General features: G+C 36.5%; 11 protein-coding genes and 1 tRNA gene. 11 read left to right on the top strand and 1 reads right to left on the bottom strand.

Features of this window, described 5'->3' with window-relative positions; all coding sequences use genetic code 11:
- Window positions 1–4: 4 nt before the first annotated feature.
- From BFS30_RS04760 to BFS30_RS04745, 4 genes are all read left to right on the top strand, one after another.
- Window positions 5–1,435, top strand: coding sequence for a GspE/PulE family protein (locus BFS30_RS04760; protein ID WP_069382300.1), 1,431 nt, complete (start codon window positions 5–7; stop codon window positions 1,433–1,435).
- 65 nt (window positions 1,436–1,500) lie between these two features.
- Window positions 1,501–3,396: a type II secretion system protein GspD gene (locus BFS30_RS04755; protein ID WP_069378219.1), complete on the top strand. Its 1,896-nt coding sequence runs from the start codon at window positions 1,501–1,503 to the stop codon at window positions 3,394–3,396.
- A gap of 1 nt (window position 3,397) precedes the next feature.
- Window positions 3,398–4,618 carry a PilN domain-containing protein gene (locus BFS30_RS04750; RefSeq protein WP_069378218.1) on the top strand — a complete coding sequence of 407 codons (1,221 nt, stop codon included), beginning with the start codon at window positions 3,398–3,400 and terminating at the stop codon, window positions 4,616–4,618.
- A gap of 1 nt (window position 4,619) precedes the next feature.
- Window positions 4,620–5,168 carry a hypothetical protein gene (locus BFS30_RS04745; RefSeq protein ID WP_069378217.1) on the top strand — a complete coding sequence of 183 codons (549 nt, stop codon included), beginning with the start codon at window positions 4,620–4,622 and terminating at the stop codon, window positions 5,166–5,168.
- On the opposite strand, the gene BFS30_RS04740 is transcribed toward BFS30_RS04745, so the two are convergent.
- A complete protein-coding gene (locus BFS30_RS04740) occupies window positions 5,163–6,062 on the bottom strand; it encodes a S66 peptidase family protein (protein ID WP_069378216.1) in 900 nt (299 codons plus the stop codon). The genes BFS30_RS04745 and BFS30_RS04740 overlap by 6 nt on opposite strands.
- On the opposite strand from BFS30_RS04740, the gene metG reads away from it, so the two are divergent.
- The 7 genes from metG (at window position 6,061) to BFS30_RS04705 (ending at window position 15,549) form a co-directional block, all read left to right on the top strand.
- Window positions 6,061–8,211: a methionine--tRNA ligase gene (metG, locus tag BFS30_RS04735; protein WP_069378215.1), complete on the top strand. Its 2,151-nt coding sequence runs from the start codon at window positions 6,061–6,063 to the stop codon at window positions 8,209–8,211. The genes BFS30_RS04740 and metG overlap by 2 nt on opposite strands.
- A 7-nt stretch (window positions 8,212–8,218) precedes the next feature.
- Window positions 8,219–8,290: transfer RNA gene (locus BFS30_RS04730), tRNA-Arg, on the top strand.
- 811 nt (window positions 8,291–9,101) lie between these two features.
- The gene (locus BFS30_RS04725) at window positions 9,102–10,298 is read left to right on the top strand and encodes a HEPN domain-containing protein (protein WP_069378214.1); all 1,197 of its coding nucleotides are present in this window, start codon (window positions 9,102–9,104) and stop codon (window positions 10,296–10,298) included.
- Window positions 10,299–10,686: 388 nt separating this feature from the next.
- Window positions 10,687–12,627, top strand: coding sequence for an AAA family ATPase (locus BFS30_RS04720; RefSeq protein ID WP_069378213.1), 1,941 nt, complete (start codon window positions 10,687–10,689; stop codon window positions 12,625–12,627).
- Entirely contained in the window at window positions 12,628–13,233 is a 606-nt protein-coding gene (locus BFS30_RS04715; RefSeq protein ID WP_069378212.1) for a hypothetical protein, read from the top strand. It abuts the gene before it with no gap.
- Complete coding sequence (locus BFS30_RS04710) at window positions 13,223–14,281, top strand: hypothetical protein (protein WP_069378211.1); 1,059 nt, start codon at window positions 13,223–13,225, stop codon at window positions 14,279–14,281. The genes BFS30_RS04715 and BFS30_RS04710 overlap by 11 nt, the downstream gene beginning before the upstream one ends.
- A complete protein-coding gene (locus tag BFS30_RS04705; protein WP_069378210.1) occupies window positions 14,281–15,549 on the top strand; it encodes a DNA methyltransferase in 1,269 nt (422 codons plus the stop codon). Before BFS30_RS04710 ends, BFS30_RS04705 begins: the two co-directional genes overlap by 1 nt.
- Window positions 15,550–15,870: the final 321 nt, after the last annotated feature.

Here is a 15,870-nt window from a genome sequence, read left to right as displayed (position 1 = left end):
AGATATGGCAATAAAAAATCAAGAATTCAACCCTGCACATATCCATGCCTTAAGTAAAGAACAAGCCTGGCATTACCGCATCCTACCAAAAGAAAACAATACCGAAACGTTGATTTTGCTTTGTGATGAAGACAAGGAGGGGGCCGAGCTTTCCGATGAGCTAGAGGTTTTATTAGGTAAAAGGATCTTTTTAGAAGGACATCCTGCAGAGACGATTAATATGCTCCTGAATAAACATTACCTGAAAGAAAGCGGGCAACACCAGATCCAGCAGATGGCCTCGGCTATAGAAGGAGAGAGTTTTCTAAATGACCTGATCAGTGAGGCCAGGAATTTGAAAAGTAGTGATATCCATATAGAGATTTATGAAGCTCGCTGCAGGGTAAGAATTCGAATTGACGGAATGATGGTTGAGCGTTATCTATTAAAAAAGACAGAATATCCAGCTCTGATCAATAAGATAAAAATTATGTCAAATCTTGATATAGCCGAAAAAAGGCTACCACAAGATGGGCGGATTAATTTTAGAAATGGAGAGGAGCAGTTCGATATCCGGGTTTCTGTTTTACCTACTTTACATGGAGAAAAGGTGGTGCTGCGTTTATTGAATAATAATGCGGCTAATATTGATTTAAATCATGTTGGCTTTTCGGATTTTGATTTAGCAAATTATCTTCAGGGCGTAAAAAGACCCAATGGAATTATCTTAATCAGTGGGCCTACCGGATCAGGAAAGACAACAACATTGTATGCGACACTAAAATACCTTAATAAAGAAACCCGAAATATCTTAACTATAGAGGATCCTATTGAATATACGCTTCAGGGAATTAACCAGGTGCAGCTGAAAGAAAGTATCGGGCTTACATTTGCCTCTGCGCTGCGGACTTTTCTAAGACAGGATCCTGATGTTATTATGGTTGGAGAGATTCGTGATCCGGAAACCGCCAATATGGCGATCAGGGCTGCGTTAACCGGTCACCTGGTGCTCTCAACAGTACATACCAATTCTGCCTGGGGTACGGTATCCCGCTTGATGGATATGGGAATTCCCTCGTTTCTTGTAGCAAACACTTTAAACACATCGGTAGCGCAACGTCTGGTTCGCTTGTTATGTGAAAACTGTAAAGAGAAGGCAGCATTTGATCCGGCTTCTTATCCAAAGCAGTTTAAACCTTTTGCTCCTGTTAACGTACATTATGTTGCCAAAGGATGTGAGCAATGTTATTATACGGGTTACAAGGGTAGAAAAGCAGTCTATGAGGTGATTCCCCTAGATCAGGAATTGACCCTCGAGATTAAGAAAGGAAATATGTACATTAATGAGCTCCTTGAAGACCGGGGAATAAAAACATTGGGAGAAAATGCATTTGCTCTTTTTGCCTCTGGTTACACCACTATTGAAGAAATATACCCTCTACTATTTATAAATTGATGAAGACCCTCAAAATTTACACAAACCGATTGATGTGTGCCGTTTTCTGTTTTGTGCTTGTTTTGATGTGCACAAATAGCGTAAATGCCCAAGTAGAACCAGGTTCCGACCGCCACAAACAAGTAGAAGAACGATTGAGAAGTCTTGCTATCACTGTTCCGGGGCTAAACCAGAAAGTCCAGATGAATGTTTCGAATGTTTCTGTGCAGGAATTTCTTCGTGCGCTTGCGCAGGCAAATAATTTGAATATTAATATTGATCCTCAGCTGAACTTTAAGATTTATAACAACTTTACAAACGAAACAGCGCTGAATGTGCTGATTTTTTTAAGTAAAGAATATGGGTTGGATATTAATCTGATAGGGTCTATCATGTCTGTGACCAAGGCTGCGGAACAAAAGCCGGTAATTCCCTTGAAGGAAATTAATGCCAGGTATAATGCCGAAAATAATACTTTGAGTCTGGAGTTAAACAATGATTCATTGGGACTTGTTGCACGTAAAATTACGATGCTATCACATAAAAATGTAGTGATACCGAGTGGGTTGTTATCTAAGAAAGTTACTGCTTTTTTTTCCGATGCTCCCTTTGATACGGCCCTGGAGAAGATGGCCTTTGCAAATAGCCTGAAAGTGGTAAAAACGAATGATCAGGTATATGTTTTTGAACCTTTGCGCGATGATGAAGAGTTATACATTAATAATGAACGCAATACTTCAGTGAGGAGATCTCCCAAGCCGTTTAATAATGATGGAAATATGGCCCCGGCTAATTTTAGGATTCAAAGCCGGGTAGTTCAGGGAAAAACCCTAATCAGCATTGACGCGGTAAATGTACCCATACTGGACCTGGTAAAAAATGCAGCTCAGGAGAATAACTCTAATTATTTTCTGTACTCGGAAATTAGAGGAAACATTACTTCCAGGGTGAACGATATAGGTTTTGATGATCTGTTGACTTCAGTTTTTCAGGGAACAGATTATACCTACAGATCAGAAAATGGGATTTATTTGATCGGTGATCGCAAAAATGAGGGATTGCGAGCGCATAGACTAGTACATCTGCAAAACCGATCTATTGATACGATACAGAATATGATTCCTACAGAGTGGAGAAGAGGCGTAGAAATTAAAGAGTTCAGAGAGCAAAATACCATTCTTTTAACAGGGTCTTCACCTCAGATCGCGGAGATTGAGGCCTATATTAAAAAGCTGGACAAGTTGGTGCCTATGATCTTAATTGAAGTAACACTCATTGACGTCCGTAAGGGTAAAAGCATTTCAACCGGGATTTCGGCCGGAGTTTCGGATACCATAAAAACCGGAGGAACTGTATTCCCTGGATTAAATTATACTTTTGGTGCAAATTCTATCAATAGCTTTTTATCCAGGCTGGGAAGAAATAATTCTATTAATCTGGGAAGGGTAACCCCTAATTTTTATGTTAAATTGAGTGCATTGGAGAACAATAGTAACGTTGATATTCGCTCTGTTCCTAAATTATCTACCTTAAATGGGCATACAGCTACTCTTAGCATAGGAAGTAAAAAATATTATAGCACTAAAACTCAGAATGTTATTCCCTCGCTGACCAGTCAGACCGTGATTACAGAACAATTTACTGCTGTTGATGCCAATTTGGATATTAAAATAAAGCCAATTGTCTCGGGTGATGATCAGGTTACCTTAAACATTACGGTAAATATTTCTGATTTTATTGGCAACCCTCCATTAAATGCCCCTCCCCCTACGTCTACTAGTAAATTTGAATCGATCATTAGAATGAAAAATGAAGAAATGGTAGTTTTGGGTGGACTTGAACGCACAGAAAGTAGTGAAAGTGGTGAGGGGGTTCCATTCCTATCTAGAATCCCTATTCTGAAATGGCTGTTTAGTAGTAAAAGTAAGTCAAATAGCAAAGTGGTAACTGTTGTTTTCATTAAACCGACTATTATCTATTAGTATGAATTCTTTTCTGAACTGGAATAGTGGCTTAAACAATTGTAGCGGAGCAGAGATTCGTCTTAAGCAGGATGGAAGTTGTTCTGTCAGGCTGGTAAGTCTCTCCATTTCTAAGAAACAAATTCATATTGAGGCTAAGAAAGAATATTCAGGAATGATGCCTGAGGCTTTAGAAAAAAGTGATCTAGAGGGGCCATTAGCCATTACAGTTACTGGAAAAGGAGTCTTAATAAAAAAGACAGCCGGTTTAGAAATAATTACTGAACAAAGTTTACAGCACCTATTTCCCCATATGAAACTGTCGGAATTTTATATACAACATTTTCCAAGTGGAGCTTTTTCTTATGTCGCGGTGATAAGAAAGGAAATAGCGGAGCGGATTATTACTTCGTTTAAAGGAATAGGTCTTGATGTGGTAATTTTTAGCTTAGGGCCATTTGTAGCGGATCAGATCTGTCCGCAAATTAATGTATACGGTGAGATACTTGGATTTGATGGGCATCAGCTGATTTTTGATGAAAACAAAAACTGGAAGGAATATTCATTCTCTGCTGATACAAAAGCTGAATTCCCAATAAAAGTTGATATAGAAATCATGCCTGAACAATTCTTATTAGCATATGCAGTTGCTTTTCAGCTTGCTCTCCATGAACGGTTGAATCTTATTGAAGTTGAAGCTAATGAAATTAAGAATAACCTTTCTGAGTTTTTAGCACGACTTAAATTTAAACAGATTGGGATGTTAATGCTGGTGTTTTTCTTTGTATTGCTAATGGGTAATTTTTTGCTGTTTAGCCATTATAACTCCGCCAATCAGGACTTGATCAATGCGACCGGAGCAAAATCTTATGTCTTTGAGAACCGTCAGAAGCTGGAGGAAGATGTCAAGATGAAAGAGACTAAATTGCTAAAATTAGGCTGGAACAAGGGCTTTCGTTATGCCTATATCTGCGATCAGATCGGACAAACAGTACCTAAAGAAATTAAGTTGAATGAATTGCAGATAAACACCTTATCCAGCACAACGACAGGAATTTTAGATGAACCTGAGCCTAAGAATGGAGTGATCAGGATTAAGGGACAAACCGAAAGTATTTATGCCGTTAACAATTGGATTTATACCTTAAAAGATAAATCATGGGTGAAAGAAGTAAAGCTGGAAAAATATACTGCCGATGATCAAAAACAGGTTCAGGTATTTACTATGTTTTTAAGTTATTGATATGTTAGCTAAGTTCAGTTATACCAACAGAAAGAAAATGTTACTCCCATTATTTGGGTTAGGTCTTTTGTTAAGCTGGTTTTTGGCATTTAGTAAAACTTTTGAAGCAGTTACGCTGCATAATAAGCTTAGTGCAAAATCAGATCAGGGAAATGATCTTTCTTTTAACCCGGTATATGTTCAGCGTAAGCAGGTTGCTCTGGATCAGTTACTAAATGGATATCAGGTAGGGGATGATTGGAACGATCACTTATGGATGAAGGTTTCTGAAATTGCTGCTAAACGAAATGTTAGTATAGATTATACCGCAACTAAACCCCCAATCGAAAAAGATAGTGCCGCTGTTGGAATGACTCAATCATTATATTTCTATGGAAATTATGTTCAGCTGGTGAGGCTAATTGATACCCTGGAAAGTGTTTCGAAAATAGGGAAAATCTCGGGCTTACAATTGAAAGCGCCAAACCCTGACATTTTAAACGAAAGAGCAGGCAAAAATGTATTGAGATTAGACTTTAGAGGATTGGATAAATATAAGGAGACATTATAAATACTTTAATGATACCTTTTTCCTACCAACGGTTAGCTGTGCTGCGGCTCCGATAATCAAGGCCCTGTTATCGTCTATATGGCCAACAGGAAAGCCGAAACAAACCGGATAATCGTATTCTTTTGTAACCTCCATAATGATTTGCTCCGGGCTTGATCCAAAGAAAACGTCTTCAGGTTTAATCGCGTTAAAAGCACCTATAATTAGTCCCTTTAATTTTGATAATTTTCCACTGCGTTTTAACATTCTCATCATACGGTCTATTGCATACTCCTGCTCACCGACGTCTTCCAGGAACAGAATTTTATCTGTATAATCTACGGCAGAGGCTGAACCTTCTGTGTTTACCAATAAGGTTAGATTTCCTCCTATAATCACCCCGGTAGCATCGCCCTCCCTATTTTTAAAATCACTTTCATATTCGTAGGAAACTTCTTCTCCGAATAATGCTTTTCTTAAAGATTCGAGCGATTCCGGAGAAGCTTCATCGAAAGTTTTAGGCATTTGTCCATGAATACTTTGTGTATTCAGTGCAGCCAAAAGGTGAGAAAGTAATATGGTGATATCGCTGAAACCGATCAGCCATTTTGGATGTTCTTTAAAGCGGGTAAAATCAAGCTCGTCAATAATTCTGATGGTTCCGTATCCACCTCTTGAGGCAATAATGGCGCTTATATCAGGATCATCTAAAAAGGTTTGGAGGTCTTTTGTCCGTTGCGCATCGCTTCCTGCAAATTGATAGTGTCCGGCATAGACACTTTCGCCGAGAACGACCTCCAGCCCCCATTGTTCCAAAACAGTAATGGCGCTATTGATATCTCCTGGTAATTTCTTTGCGGGAGATACGATTGCAATTTTGTCTCCTTTTTTTAAATATGGCGGCTGCTTAATCATGGGTAAAACACTTATATTTGACAAAATAATAAAAATAGTTTTGGATAATAGTAAAATAAAGAGATATACGGTTACGGCCGCTTTGCCTTATACCAATGGACCAGTGCATATTGGACACTTAGCCGGTGTTTATCTGCCTGCAGATACTTATGTAAGGTACCTGCGTTCGAATAAGAGAGATGTGAAATTTATTTGTGGATCTGATGAGAATGGTGTACCCATTACCCTTAAAGCTAAGAAAGAAGGAGTAACCCCTCAGGTCATCGTTGATAAATATCATAAAATCATTGGAGATTCTTTTAAAGAATTTGGTGTTTCCTTTGACATCTATCATCGTACTTCATCTTTAATGCACCATCAAACGGCTTCTGATTTTTTTGAGAACCTGTATGATAAAGGAGTGTTTACGGAAGAGGTGACTGAACAATATTATGATGAAAAGGCACAAACATTTCTGGCTGATCGGTACATCACCGGAACCTGTCCAAAATGTGGGAATGAAAATGCTTATGGTGATCAATGTGAGAACTGTGGAAGCACCTTAAATGCTACAGATCTGATCAATCCTAAATCTACGCTTTCAGGAGAGCAGCCGGTAAGAAAAGAAACTAAAAACTGGTTTTTGCCTCTTGATAAATATGAAGGTCAGCTAAGAGAATATATTGAAAGTCATAAAGAATGGCGTCCGAATGTATACGGGCAATGTCAGTCCTGGTTAAATGCGGGGTTACAACCACGTGCCATGACCAGGGACCTGGATTGGGGTGTGAAAGTTCCGGTTAAGGATGCTGAAGGTAAAGTTCTTTATGTGTGGTTTGATGCACCTATTGGTTATATCTCTGCTACAAAAGAATTGTTTGAATATGCCCGTCTGGATGTATGGAACCCTAAGGCTGAAGAGTATTACATCAACAAAACCGGCCTAACAAAAGGAAATTGGGAGGATTATTGGAAAGATGAAGAAACCAAGCTGGTGCACTTTATTGGTAAAGATAATATTGTTTTCCATTGTGTGATTTTTCCTGCAATGTTAATGGCCCATGGAGGTTATACTTTGGCGGATAATGTTCCGGCCAATGAATTCCTTAACCTGGAAGGTCAGAAAATCTCTACATCTAAAAACTGGGCAGTTTGGTTAAATGAATATCTGCTGGAGTTTAAAGACAAACAAGATGTACTACGTTATGTCTTAACTGCCACAGCTCCGGAAACGAAGGATAATGATTTTACCTGGAAAGATTTTCAGGCCAGAAATAACAATGAGCTGGTTGCGATTTTAGGCAATTTCATTAATAGGGTAACTGTTTTAACACATAAATATTTTGGTGGTAAGGTGCCGATGCGGATGGACGTTACTCCCGTTGATCAGGAGGTTCTTGACGAGCTTGCAGCGTTCCCGGCAAAGATTAGCGCCTCAATAGAAAGTTACCGCTTTAGAGAAGCTTTATCGGAGGTGATGAATGTTGCGCGTCTGGGAAATAAATACCTGGCAGAAACCGAACCATGGAAAGTAATTAAAACGGATGAAGACAGGGTTCGTACGATCTTAAATATAAGTTTACAGATTGCAGCGAATATAGAGATCCTGATTGAACCATTTTTACCCTTCACTGCAGATAAATTGATGAAGATGTTAAATTATGGCGGTCATCAGTGGGCTGATGCAGGAAAATCTGATTTGCTTCACCGCGGTCATCAGTTGAATGAGCCTCAATTATTATTCGAAAAAATTGAAGATGAAGAGGTTCAGGCACAAATTGATAAACTGAATCAAAGCAAAGCAGACAATACCATAAATAACGCCGTGGTTGCTGCAGCTAAAGAAAACATTCAATTTGAACAATTTAGTGCCATTGATATTCGGGTTGCGACGATTATTGCCGCTGAGAAGGTAGAAAAAACGAAGAAACTATTAAAATTAACCCTGGATACAGGAATAGATCAACGGACTGTTGTGTCTGGCATTGCGGAGTATTTTAAGCCGGAAGAGGTTGTTGGACAGCAGGTAAGCGTAGTTGTGAACCTTGCTCCAAGAGAAATTAAAGGAATTTTATCACAAGGAATGATATTAATGTCTGAAAATTCAGAAGGAAAACTTACTTTTGTGGCTCCTATACAAAACCATGGTAATGGTAGCGTAATTAGATAGGTTTATTGGTCCCGTAGTTCAACGGATAGAATAGAAGTTTCCTAAACTTTAGATATGAGTTCGATTCTCGTCGGGACCACTTACTTTGCCAGTAGTTATACATAACTGCTGGCTTTTTTGCTTCAAAGGGCTAGAAATGGGGCGAGTAAATTTGAAGATGATCGGTCTTCAAATGATTTAATGAGCTTTGAGATTGATCTTTTTGCTTCATCAAAATGAGTTCTTCAGAGCTCAAGAAAATAAATTCCTGTATAGATAAAAATTATTTTAAAATATTTTTCTGACAGATTTCTTTGATGCTGTAGGAATTTCTTGGTTTTGTATACATCCAGTGTTCGATTCGAGATCTCAAAGTTACGTCATTTACCCGCCGAGGGGAAATGATAAATAATAGTATATGAATATGTAAGTAAATGACTTTGATTTATTTACTAGTCCCAGAATAATGATAAATCCCAAGGAGAATAGATGAGCAATGCTTAACTGAGAAATGAGAAAGAGCTCAAGTCTAGTTTCAGTCCATTGAAGGTAAATGCCATTTGAGGTACATAGCAATGAAATAGTAATCCGAGCCGAACAACTGAACAGTTAAAAAGGTGGAAATTTAAAAGGTAGATCGGGTTAAGCTTAATCATAATTTTAACCACTTTTTCTTGTCCGAGAACGATGAAAGCTATTTAGTTCAGAGCCAAGGTCAGAAGTGTGGTATTCTTTGCCCTCTCAAAAGATAATGACCCCTTATTCAAGCTATGTGCATACTTGTAAGAAGTTGAAGATTTCGGCTCACCATAAAAAATGAGGAAGAATGACCTTCAATGAGTGCATATAAAGCTTAAAAATTTTGATTGCTCTTCTTAAAGTGCTATTTTCCCAGAAATTAACGCCATTATATGAAACTTGAAACTTCTGGTACCTATAAGTTTGAGATTATATGTATCGATCCGAACGGTTCTACTAACATCACCACAGAAAGGAGCATAAAATATAATTTATTGTCTAATGAAAAAATTTGGAAGAGAGCCGAATACTCTGAAAAGCATATAGAGGATAAAGATTTAAATATAAAGCTTCATGCTCATATTCTTGACGATAAAAAAACGCTTGATTTTAAGGCTGGATTCAAGATTTCGGTTGCGACTGGTTTTGATATTATGGAAAGGATTAGAATTGACATAGTTGAGCACTTGAGAAATGCAAAGTTTGAAACTGTGTATGTATTAACTGACGATGTGTCTGAAACTATATCAAAAGGAATTTACCCTCAGATTAATACAATAGAGAATCTCTTAAGAAAATATTTAATTCAATTTTTTATCACACAGTTGGGAACAAATTGGTGGAACCATACATCTGATGATAAAATGAAGCAAAAGACAAGAGAGCGAAAGGATAATGAAAGGGTATTTTCAAAGCATATCGACAATCAAGCCTATTTAATTGACTTTGGTGATTTGGGAAAGCTTATTTATTCACAGTCATCAGGGTACAATGAGAAGAAGGACATTGTAGAACAGCTCGAGATGGTAAGCACAATAGAACAATTGAAAGAGTTTCGTGAAAAACTGAAACCAAATTACAGTAAGTACTTTCTAAAGGCATTTAAGGAAAAAGACTTTCAATCAAAATGGCAGCAACTTGAAAAGATCAGGCATAAAGTTGCGCATAATAATTTATTTGTGATGCAAGATTTTGATGAGGCGAAATCATTAACCACGGATTTGAAGAGTATTATAGATTCTGCTATCAAGGATGTCGATCAAAATAAAGTCGATTTAACGGCGTCTGATAAAATTGCAATAAGGGAATCATTCTTTTCGTCTTTTGATTCCTCGATTTATATAATTACGGAAGAAGAGTTTTTGAAAGCGCTCGATGAGACTCAAATTTGGGCCGAAACTAATGCTTCTGGATTTGTTGGGCTTAAACATTTCATTCAGAATGTTTTGACTGAACGGAAAGGTTTTTCATTTGGGCCAAGTTCTGCTTTAGTAAACATATTGGTAGACAAAGGAGAGATTGAACTTTTTGAAGTGCCATCCTTAGATAAGTCGCATACTTTGAAGGCGATTCGTCGAAAGCTCAGCTAACCTCAATAAGAGCTTCGAATTTATCTAAGCCTTTCGGTTGATCTTGATGATTACTCGTCCTGAAAGGGTAAATAAAAGGGAAACTTATTTGATTCAAAATGATCTGATTTGAGCCGCCATGATTCGATTTAAGCTATAAAAAACAGCGTTCTTTCTTCCGTCGAGACCACGATCTTTGCCAATCGCTATATATAACTGTTGGCTTTTTTTGCCTCAAGGGGCGAGAAAATTTAAGATAGTTATGCGTAGGTTTGATTATCCATGAGAGTTTTTGCGATGATATTTCGAAATGATTGTGGATTCGAAATCGCTATCAAGATAAATTGCTTCTATAAGATTGCGAAATCAGATGATTATATGTATTTTTCGCAAAATGAAACGCTAAATCTTGAAAAAATTTATTTTTCCTACTATTGAAAAGGTTCAAATAAGCCATTTTAGCCTATATAAAAGAACTGACTTTTTGGATATTGACTTAACTAAAGACGTTTTTTGCCTTGCTGGGGCGAATGGTCTAGGTAAGTCTACATTTATTACCATAATAAATTTTGGATTAACAGGTATTGTAAAAAATCCGGAAAGACGCTTTACATGGTACAATGAAATAACGAAATTTTATAATCAAAGTAAAGGTTTTGCATCAACATATTTTGATGGGAGAGTTTCTGAGGATGACTATGAATTAGCGGAGGTGACAATCGAATTTACAATTGGAGATATTAAATATACAATTACCCGTGGATTCTTCGAACCTGATGAGTTAAGATTATTTAAAAGGAGTACTCCTACTGAAGATCTTATTGTTTCAAACGAAATGACTACTTCAGATTTGAATGAATTGTATAAGACTTGTTTTACTAAGGATGTAAAACTTGCGCATTTCGATCAATTTGTTTTTTTGCAATCGTTCGTGTTTACATTTGATGAAAGTCATCAACTTCTTTTTTGGGATGAAAGCGTAATGGAACGCGTGCTCTATTTGGTTTTTGGAGTTGATGCTGACAAGGCTAAGCTAGCAGATAAATATAGAAAAGAATTCAATAAGCATGATTCTGATTTTCGAAATCTTCAATGGCAGATTACGAAGACACGAAATGAATTGAATGGCATTATGAAATCAGTTAATGCTTCCAAAACAGATGATACTGAGAACATCCAGATTTACGAGGAGCATAAATTTTTTATAGAAAAAACGGAGGAAATCAATCTAGAAATTGATAAAAAAATCATTGAGATAAAGGAATGTGATCTCAATATTTCTGATTTTTCATTAAAAGCGTCTGCTTTGAGAAGCGAGTATGAAAGTATTTTTAATAAATCTTTAAAGGAGGATATACCTTTAGAAAGAAATAGCGAGGTTATCAAAATATTAAATGACTTAAAGCTTAGAATATATTCATCAAAGGAATTTGATGATCTTATCCAGGCTTTAGTTTCATTGATTGAAGGACAAAAAAAGGATGAGGAGGAAAAACAGGAGGAGGAGTATTTTAAACAATTAACTAGTTTAGATTTAAAATTGTCTGATATATCCCATCAAATCGCAAATTTTCAGTCAAGGAAAGATCGCTTAATTCAAGAACACGATCATCTTATGTCCGAAAATAAGGTTTTGAGCGACAAAATATATGACATAGAAAAAGCGAATGAAGAGGTATTAAGAAGAATACATAAATTCAAGCAAGAAAATGATTACTCCAATTTAATTAAGGGATACGAGGATCAGATTTCTAGGTACTCTGCCCAAAAAGACGAAAGTTCCACCAAGCGAAGTCTTGTTCGGGATGAACTTCAAAAGCTTGAAAAAGTACTAAACCAAGGATATATAAGTGCTGAGTCTGATTTTATTCCTATTTTTAATGATTATGCAAAAAGCTTCTTAGGATTAGACATTAGTATTGAACTATCTACATCGACAAGAGGAGCTAACTTATCTCTTAATATTCAGAATTCCAGAAGAAAGGATGCGTTCCAATTGTCAGAAAGTCAACGCTATTTTATTGATATAGCCTTGCGTATGGCGTTAATAGAGCTTAGTACAGAATCTGCAACCTTTTTAGTTGACACTCCTGAGGGGTCTCTTGATATTGCTTATGAGAGTCGTGCTGGAAAAATGTTAGCTGATTTTGCTAAGTCAAATCACAAAATCATAATGACAGCTAATATTAATAGCTCTCAGCTATTGATTGAGTTAGCATCTATTTGCAAAATCGAGAGAATGTCTCTCGAAAGAATGACAAATTGGACGCTGTTGTCAGATGTTCAACAACAAGAAAGTGAACGTATTGAAGAGGCGTATTCTAACATTGAAACTAAACTTGGAGAATAGATGGGCAAGCCAGAGTCAATATTAGATACCCTCCTAATAGGTAGTAAACTTCAGTCAAGAATAGGCGATTTTTCTCTATCTGAAATCCAATTTTTTGCATATTTAAGCTGTCTGCTTTCACTGTATGATGGCCGTACAGTGAGTGAATGGAATTGTGCTTTTATTAAGAGTAATTTAGGGAGCCCATATAGTTCGGATATACAGTCCTCGTTGGATCTATTGATTTCCAATGGATCCATAGTAGAAACGGATCAGGATTTTTATCAGATAACGGAAAAAGGGATTAGGAATTTAAATTTTTTTAAGACACAAACACAATTAAGTTGGAGATGCTCATATCTTGAAACTGCATGTAAAAGCCTGTCTGTGTTGCCATATGGAGTCATCAAAGAAGCCCTAACAAAAGAGCCTGTAGTATTTTCTGCTCGAAATTCACATATCAGTAAAAGCTTACTCGAAAGCTCAAACCCTGCAACAGAAGCACTTCATATTCAATTTGCTTCATTAAAAACAGCTCTCGAAGGGCAATACAAAAGCTTAATTGGACCCGCTATCGTTTGGATAGAATCATTAAATTCAAATCACTTATTGCGTTATGATAACTGATCAGATACAGGTTGATTATTTCAAAAAGATTGCAAAAAATCAATTTGCCACAATGATTTTGGATGATTATGATTCCGAAGACAGCCTGATTTTTTTAACAGATTCAATTGCGAATATTTATAAATATTTAAATTATAATGGTTTTCAGTCGGTTACTATCTATTTGGCATTAGATAAAGCTTATTACTTATCAGCATTGGGAGCAAATCCAACTACGATTTATGCCCTAGAAAATCTCACGCCTCTTAACGGAGAGAAAATCGTTTTAGAGATAAAAGAGAATGGTAATATTGATGTAGCCCTTGAGTATGAGCTTAATTTGGATGTTGTAAGAGAAAACGCTTTAATATATACATTTGAAAAACATAATGAAACAGAAAGAATATACGGTAAGACTGATTCAAAAAAACTAATTCCCATTCCTGGGGCAGATAGTCATTTTGCTATACAAACATTCAAAAAGCTTGACGAAGCTTTGGACTACTATAAATCAAAGATTGCTAGACATTCAGATTGTGAAATATTAAAAAATGTTTGGTTTGATGAAAATCAATTGTTTTTCAAGAGGGCACCAGAGCACCGTCTTAGAGATTCTTTAACACAATATTTAAAAATTAGTCTACGAAATACTGAAGCTCGCCCAGAACAGGTTGTTGACCGCTCTCATCCAGTAGATATTAAAATAACTTGGTCTTTAGTAAATAGGTTAGCCTTAATAGAAATAAAATGGCTTGGAAAATCATTACATAGGCGAGAAAAGCAATTTACCCAAATCTATACTGACGCCAGAGCATTATCAGGTGCGTCACAATTGGCAAATTATTTAGATGAGAATCTAAAACAGGCTCCTACTTATGTTTCTAAAGGATACTTGGTTATATTTGATGCCCGAAGAGCGTTGTGTAATACAAATACAGTTCAACTTAATCAAAATAATGCTATGAAATATGTGAATAGTGAGATCCAATACGAACCGGAATTTCATAGGAATAGGACAGATTTTGCTAGTCCCTTTAGATTTTTTATGGAACCTAAATACCTAAATTAATGCCCATAAATCAAGATTTTAATTTAAAAGATTCTGGGTACTCTAATGCTGAAAATACCGTCTCTTTGCCTAGACATAGATGGTACTACTATAAAGAGGGGTTTTCACCTTATTTGGTAGAGAAAGCAATCGAATTAGCCAATATTGGACCTGATGATTTGATCATCGATCCTTTTAATGGTAGTGGCACAACGAGTTTGACTGCCAGTACAAATGGTTATAATTCCCTAGGAATTGAAGTTAATCCATTTACGGCGTTTCTTTCTAGTGTAAAAAATGAAAATGCTACCGCTTTAGAACTCAATATAGCTAAATCCAAGGTCTTGAAGGGAATTGAAAATGGTTTTAATTCTAATTTAATTGGATTTTCAACATTTTCGAAAACCATTGATAATAAGAAGTGGCTGTTTAACGACAGTATATTGTCTTCATTTGAAGGAGGATGGCAGGCTGTTAAATCGTTAAATAATCAAAGTGTTCAGAATCTATTTAAACTTTCTTTGATGTCGTCTGCTATGTCCAATTGCAATGCAAAAAAAGACGGAAAGTGTTTAAGATATCGCCCAACATGGGAACAACGAAACTTTGATAAAGAGACTTTTTTAATGTCTTTCGAAGAAAATATTCAGAGAGTAGAAGAAGATATTGAGGCTCAGATTATAGATAGAAAACCAAATATAATTAACGGTGATTGTAGACGAGTTTTGGATGATTCTCAGGAATTTGACAAATTTAAGCTTTGCATAACATCACCACCATATCTTAATACATTTGATTATACTGATATATATAGACCAGAGCTTTTTTTAGGGAAATTTGTAAATTCAGGTCAGGAATTGTATGATTTAAGACTACGAACAGTTCGTTCTCATGTGCAGGCAAAATGGATGTTGCCCAAATTAAAAGACTTTGGAACCCTGTATAATGATTCCATTAACCATATTAATGGTAACAAAGATGCCTTAATGCATCGAGATATTCCATTAATGGTACAAGCGTATTTTGAAGATATGTTCAATATTCTGTGTTCACTAAAAAAGCGTGCAGAAAAAGACGCTCAAATTTGGCTCGTAGTGTCAAACTCAGCATACGCAAATAAGGAAATTCCTGTAGATTTAATTATTGGTGATATTGGATGTAAAGCAGGATGGCATCTACGTGAAATAGGGATTCTCCGAGAAATAAAAAGACGGAAAACCAAGCATAGTCCTGATATTACTCATTTAAGAGAAAGTGTAATAATTTTCAGCTCAAGTAGGATAAAATAGTCGAACTCGGACTAGTGGGAAATTCGGAGGATGTGGCAGCTATTCCGTAAATAATCTGGCCAGTTATTCTGGACGAAATTGCCCCCCCCCCCCCTTGTTTCGGATTAAAGTGCCCTAATTAGTATAATCAATTAATATTTTAACACATAAGGTACGGGAATAAATTCCAACATTTTCACGCACAATCCGTGTGTCTAAGCTTATCTCTAACCTTGAGATGAGGGTAATGCTGCCGTGGAATTTGAGTTGTTTAAACGCTCTTATTTTGTGAACAAGGGTCTTCATTCTTGTCTAGCCCACATGTACCCATTTTTGAGTTAA

It is taken from the genome of Pedobacter steynii, from assembly GCF_001721645.1.
GTDB classification, from domain to species: Bacteria; Bacteroidota; Bacteroidia; order Sphingobacteriales; family Sphingobacteriaceae; genus Pedobacter; species Pedobacter steynii_A.
Note: the sequence above shows the minus strand (reverse complement) of the source record. Positions and strands in the feature narration are given on the sequence as shown.

Bases quoted from the DNA above. Each gene is read 5' to 3' on its own strand.
- BFS30_RS04715 (WP_069378212.1), top strand. From the start codon at position 12,628: ATGGGCAAGCCAGAGTCAATATTAGATACCCTCCTAATAGGTAGTAAA.
- BFS30_RS04745 (WP_069378217.1), top strand. From the start codon at position 4,620: ATGTTAGCTAAGTTCAGTTATACCAACAGAAAGAAAATGTTACTCCCA.
- BFS30_RS04725 (WP_069378214.1), top strand. From the start codon at position 9,102: ATGAAACTTGAAACTTCTGGTACCTATAAGTTTGAGATTATATGTATC.
- BFS30_RS04755 (WP_069378219.1), top strand. From the start codon at position 1,501: ATGTGCACAAATAGCGTAAATGCCCAAGTAGAACCAGGTTCCGACCGC.
- BFS30_RS04760 (WP_069382300.1), top strand. From the start codon at position 5: ATGGCAATAAAAAATCAAGAATTCAACCCTGCACATATCCATGCCTTA.
- BFS30_RS04740 (WP_069378216.1), bottom strand. From the start codon at position 6,062: ATGATTAAGCAGCCGCCATATTTAAAAAAAGGAGACAAAATTGCAATC.
- BFS30_RS04705 (WP_069378210.1), top strand. From the start codon at position 14,281: ATGCCCATAAATCAAGATTTTAATTTAAAAGATTCTGGGTACTCTAAT.
- metG (WP_069378215.1), top strand. From the start codon at position 6,061: ATGGGTAAAACACTTATATTTGACAAAATAATAAAAATAGTTTTGGAT.
- BFS30_RS04710 (WP_069378211.1), top strand. From the start codon at position 13,223: ATGATAACTGATCAGATACAGGTTGATTATTTCAAAAAGATTGCAAAA.
- BFS30_RS04750 (WP_069378218.1), top strand. From the start codon at position 3,398: ATGAATTCTTTTCTGAACTGGAATAGTGGCTTAAACAATTGTAGCGGA.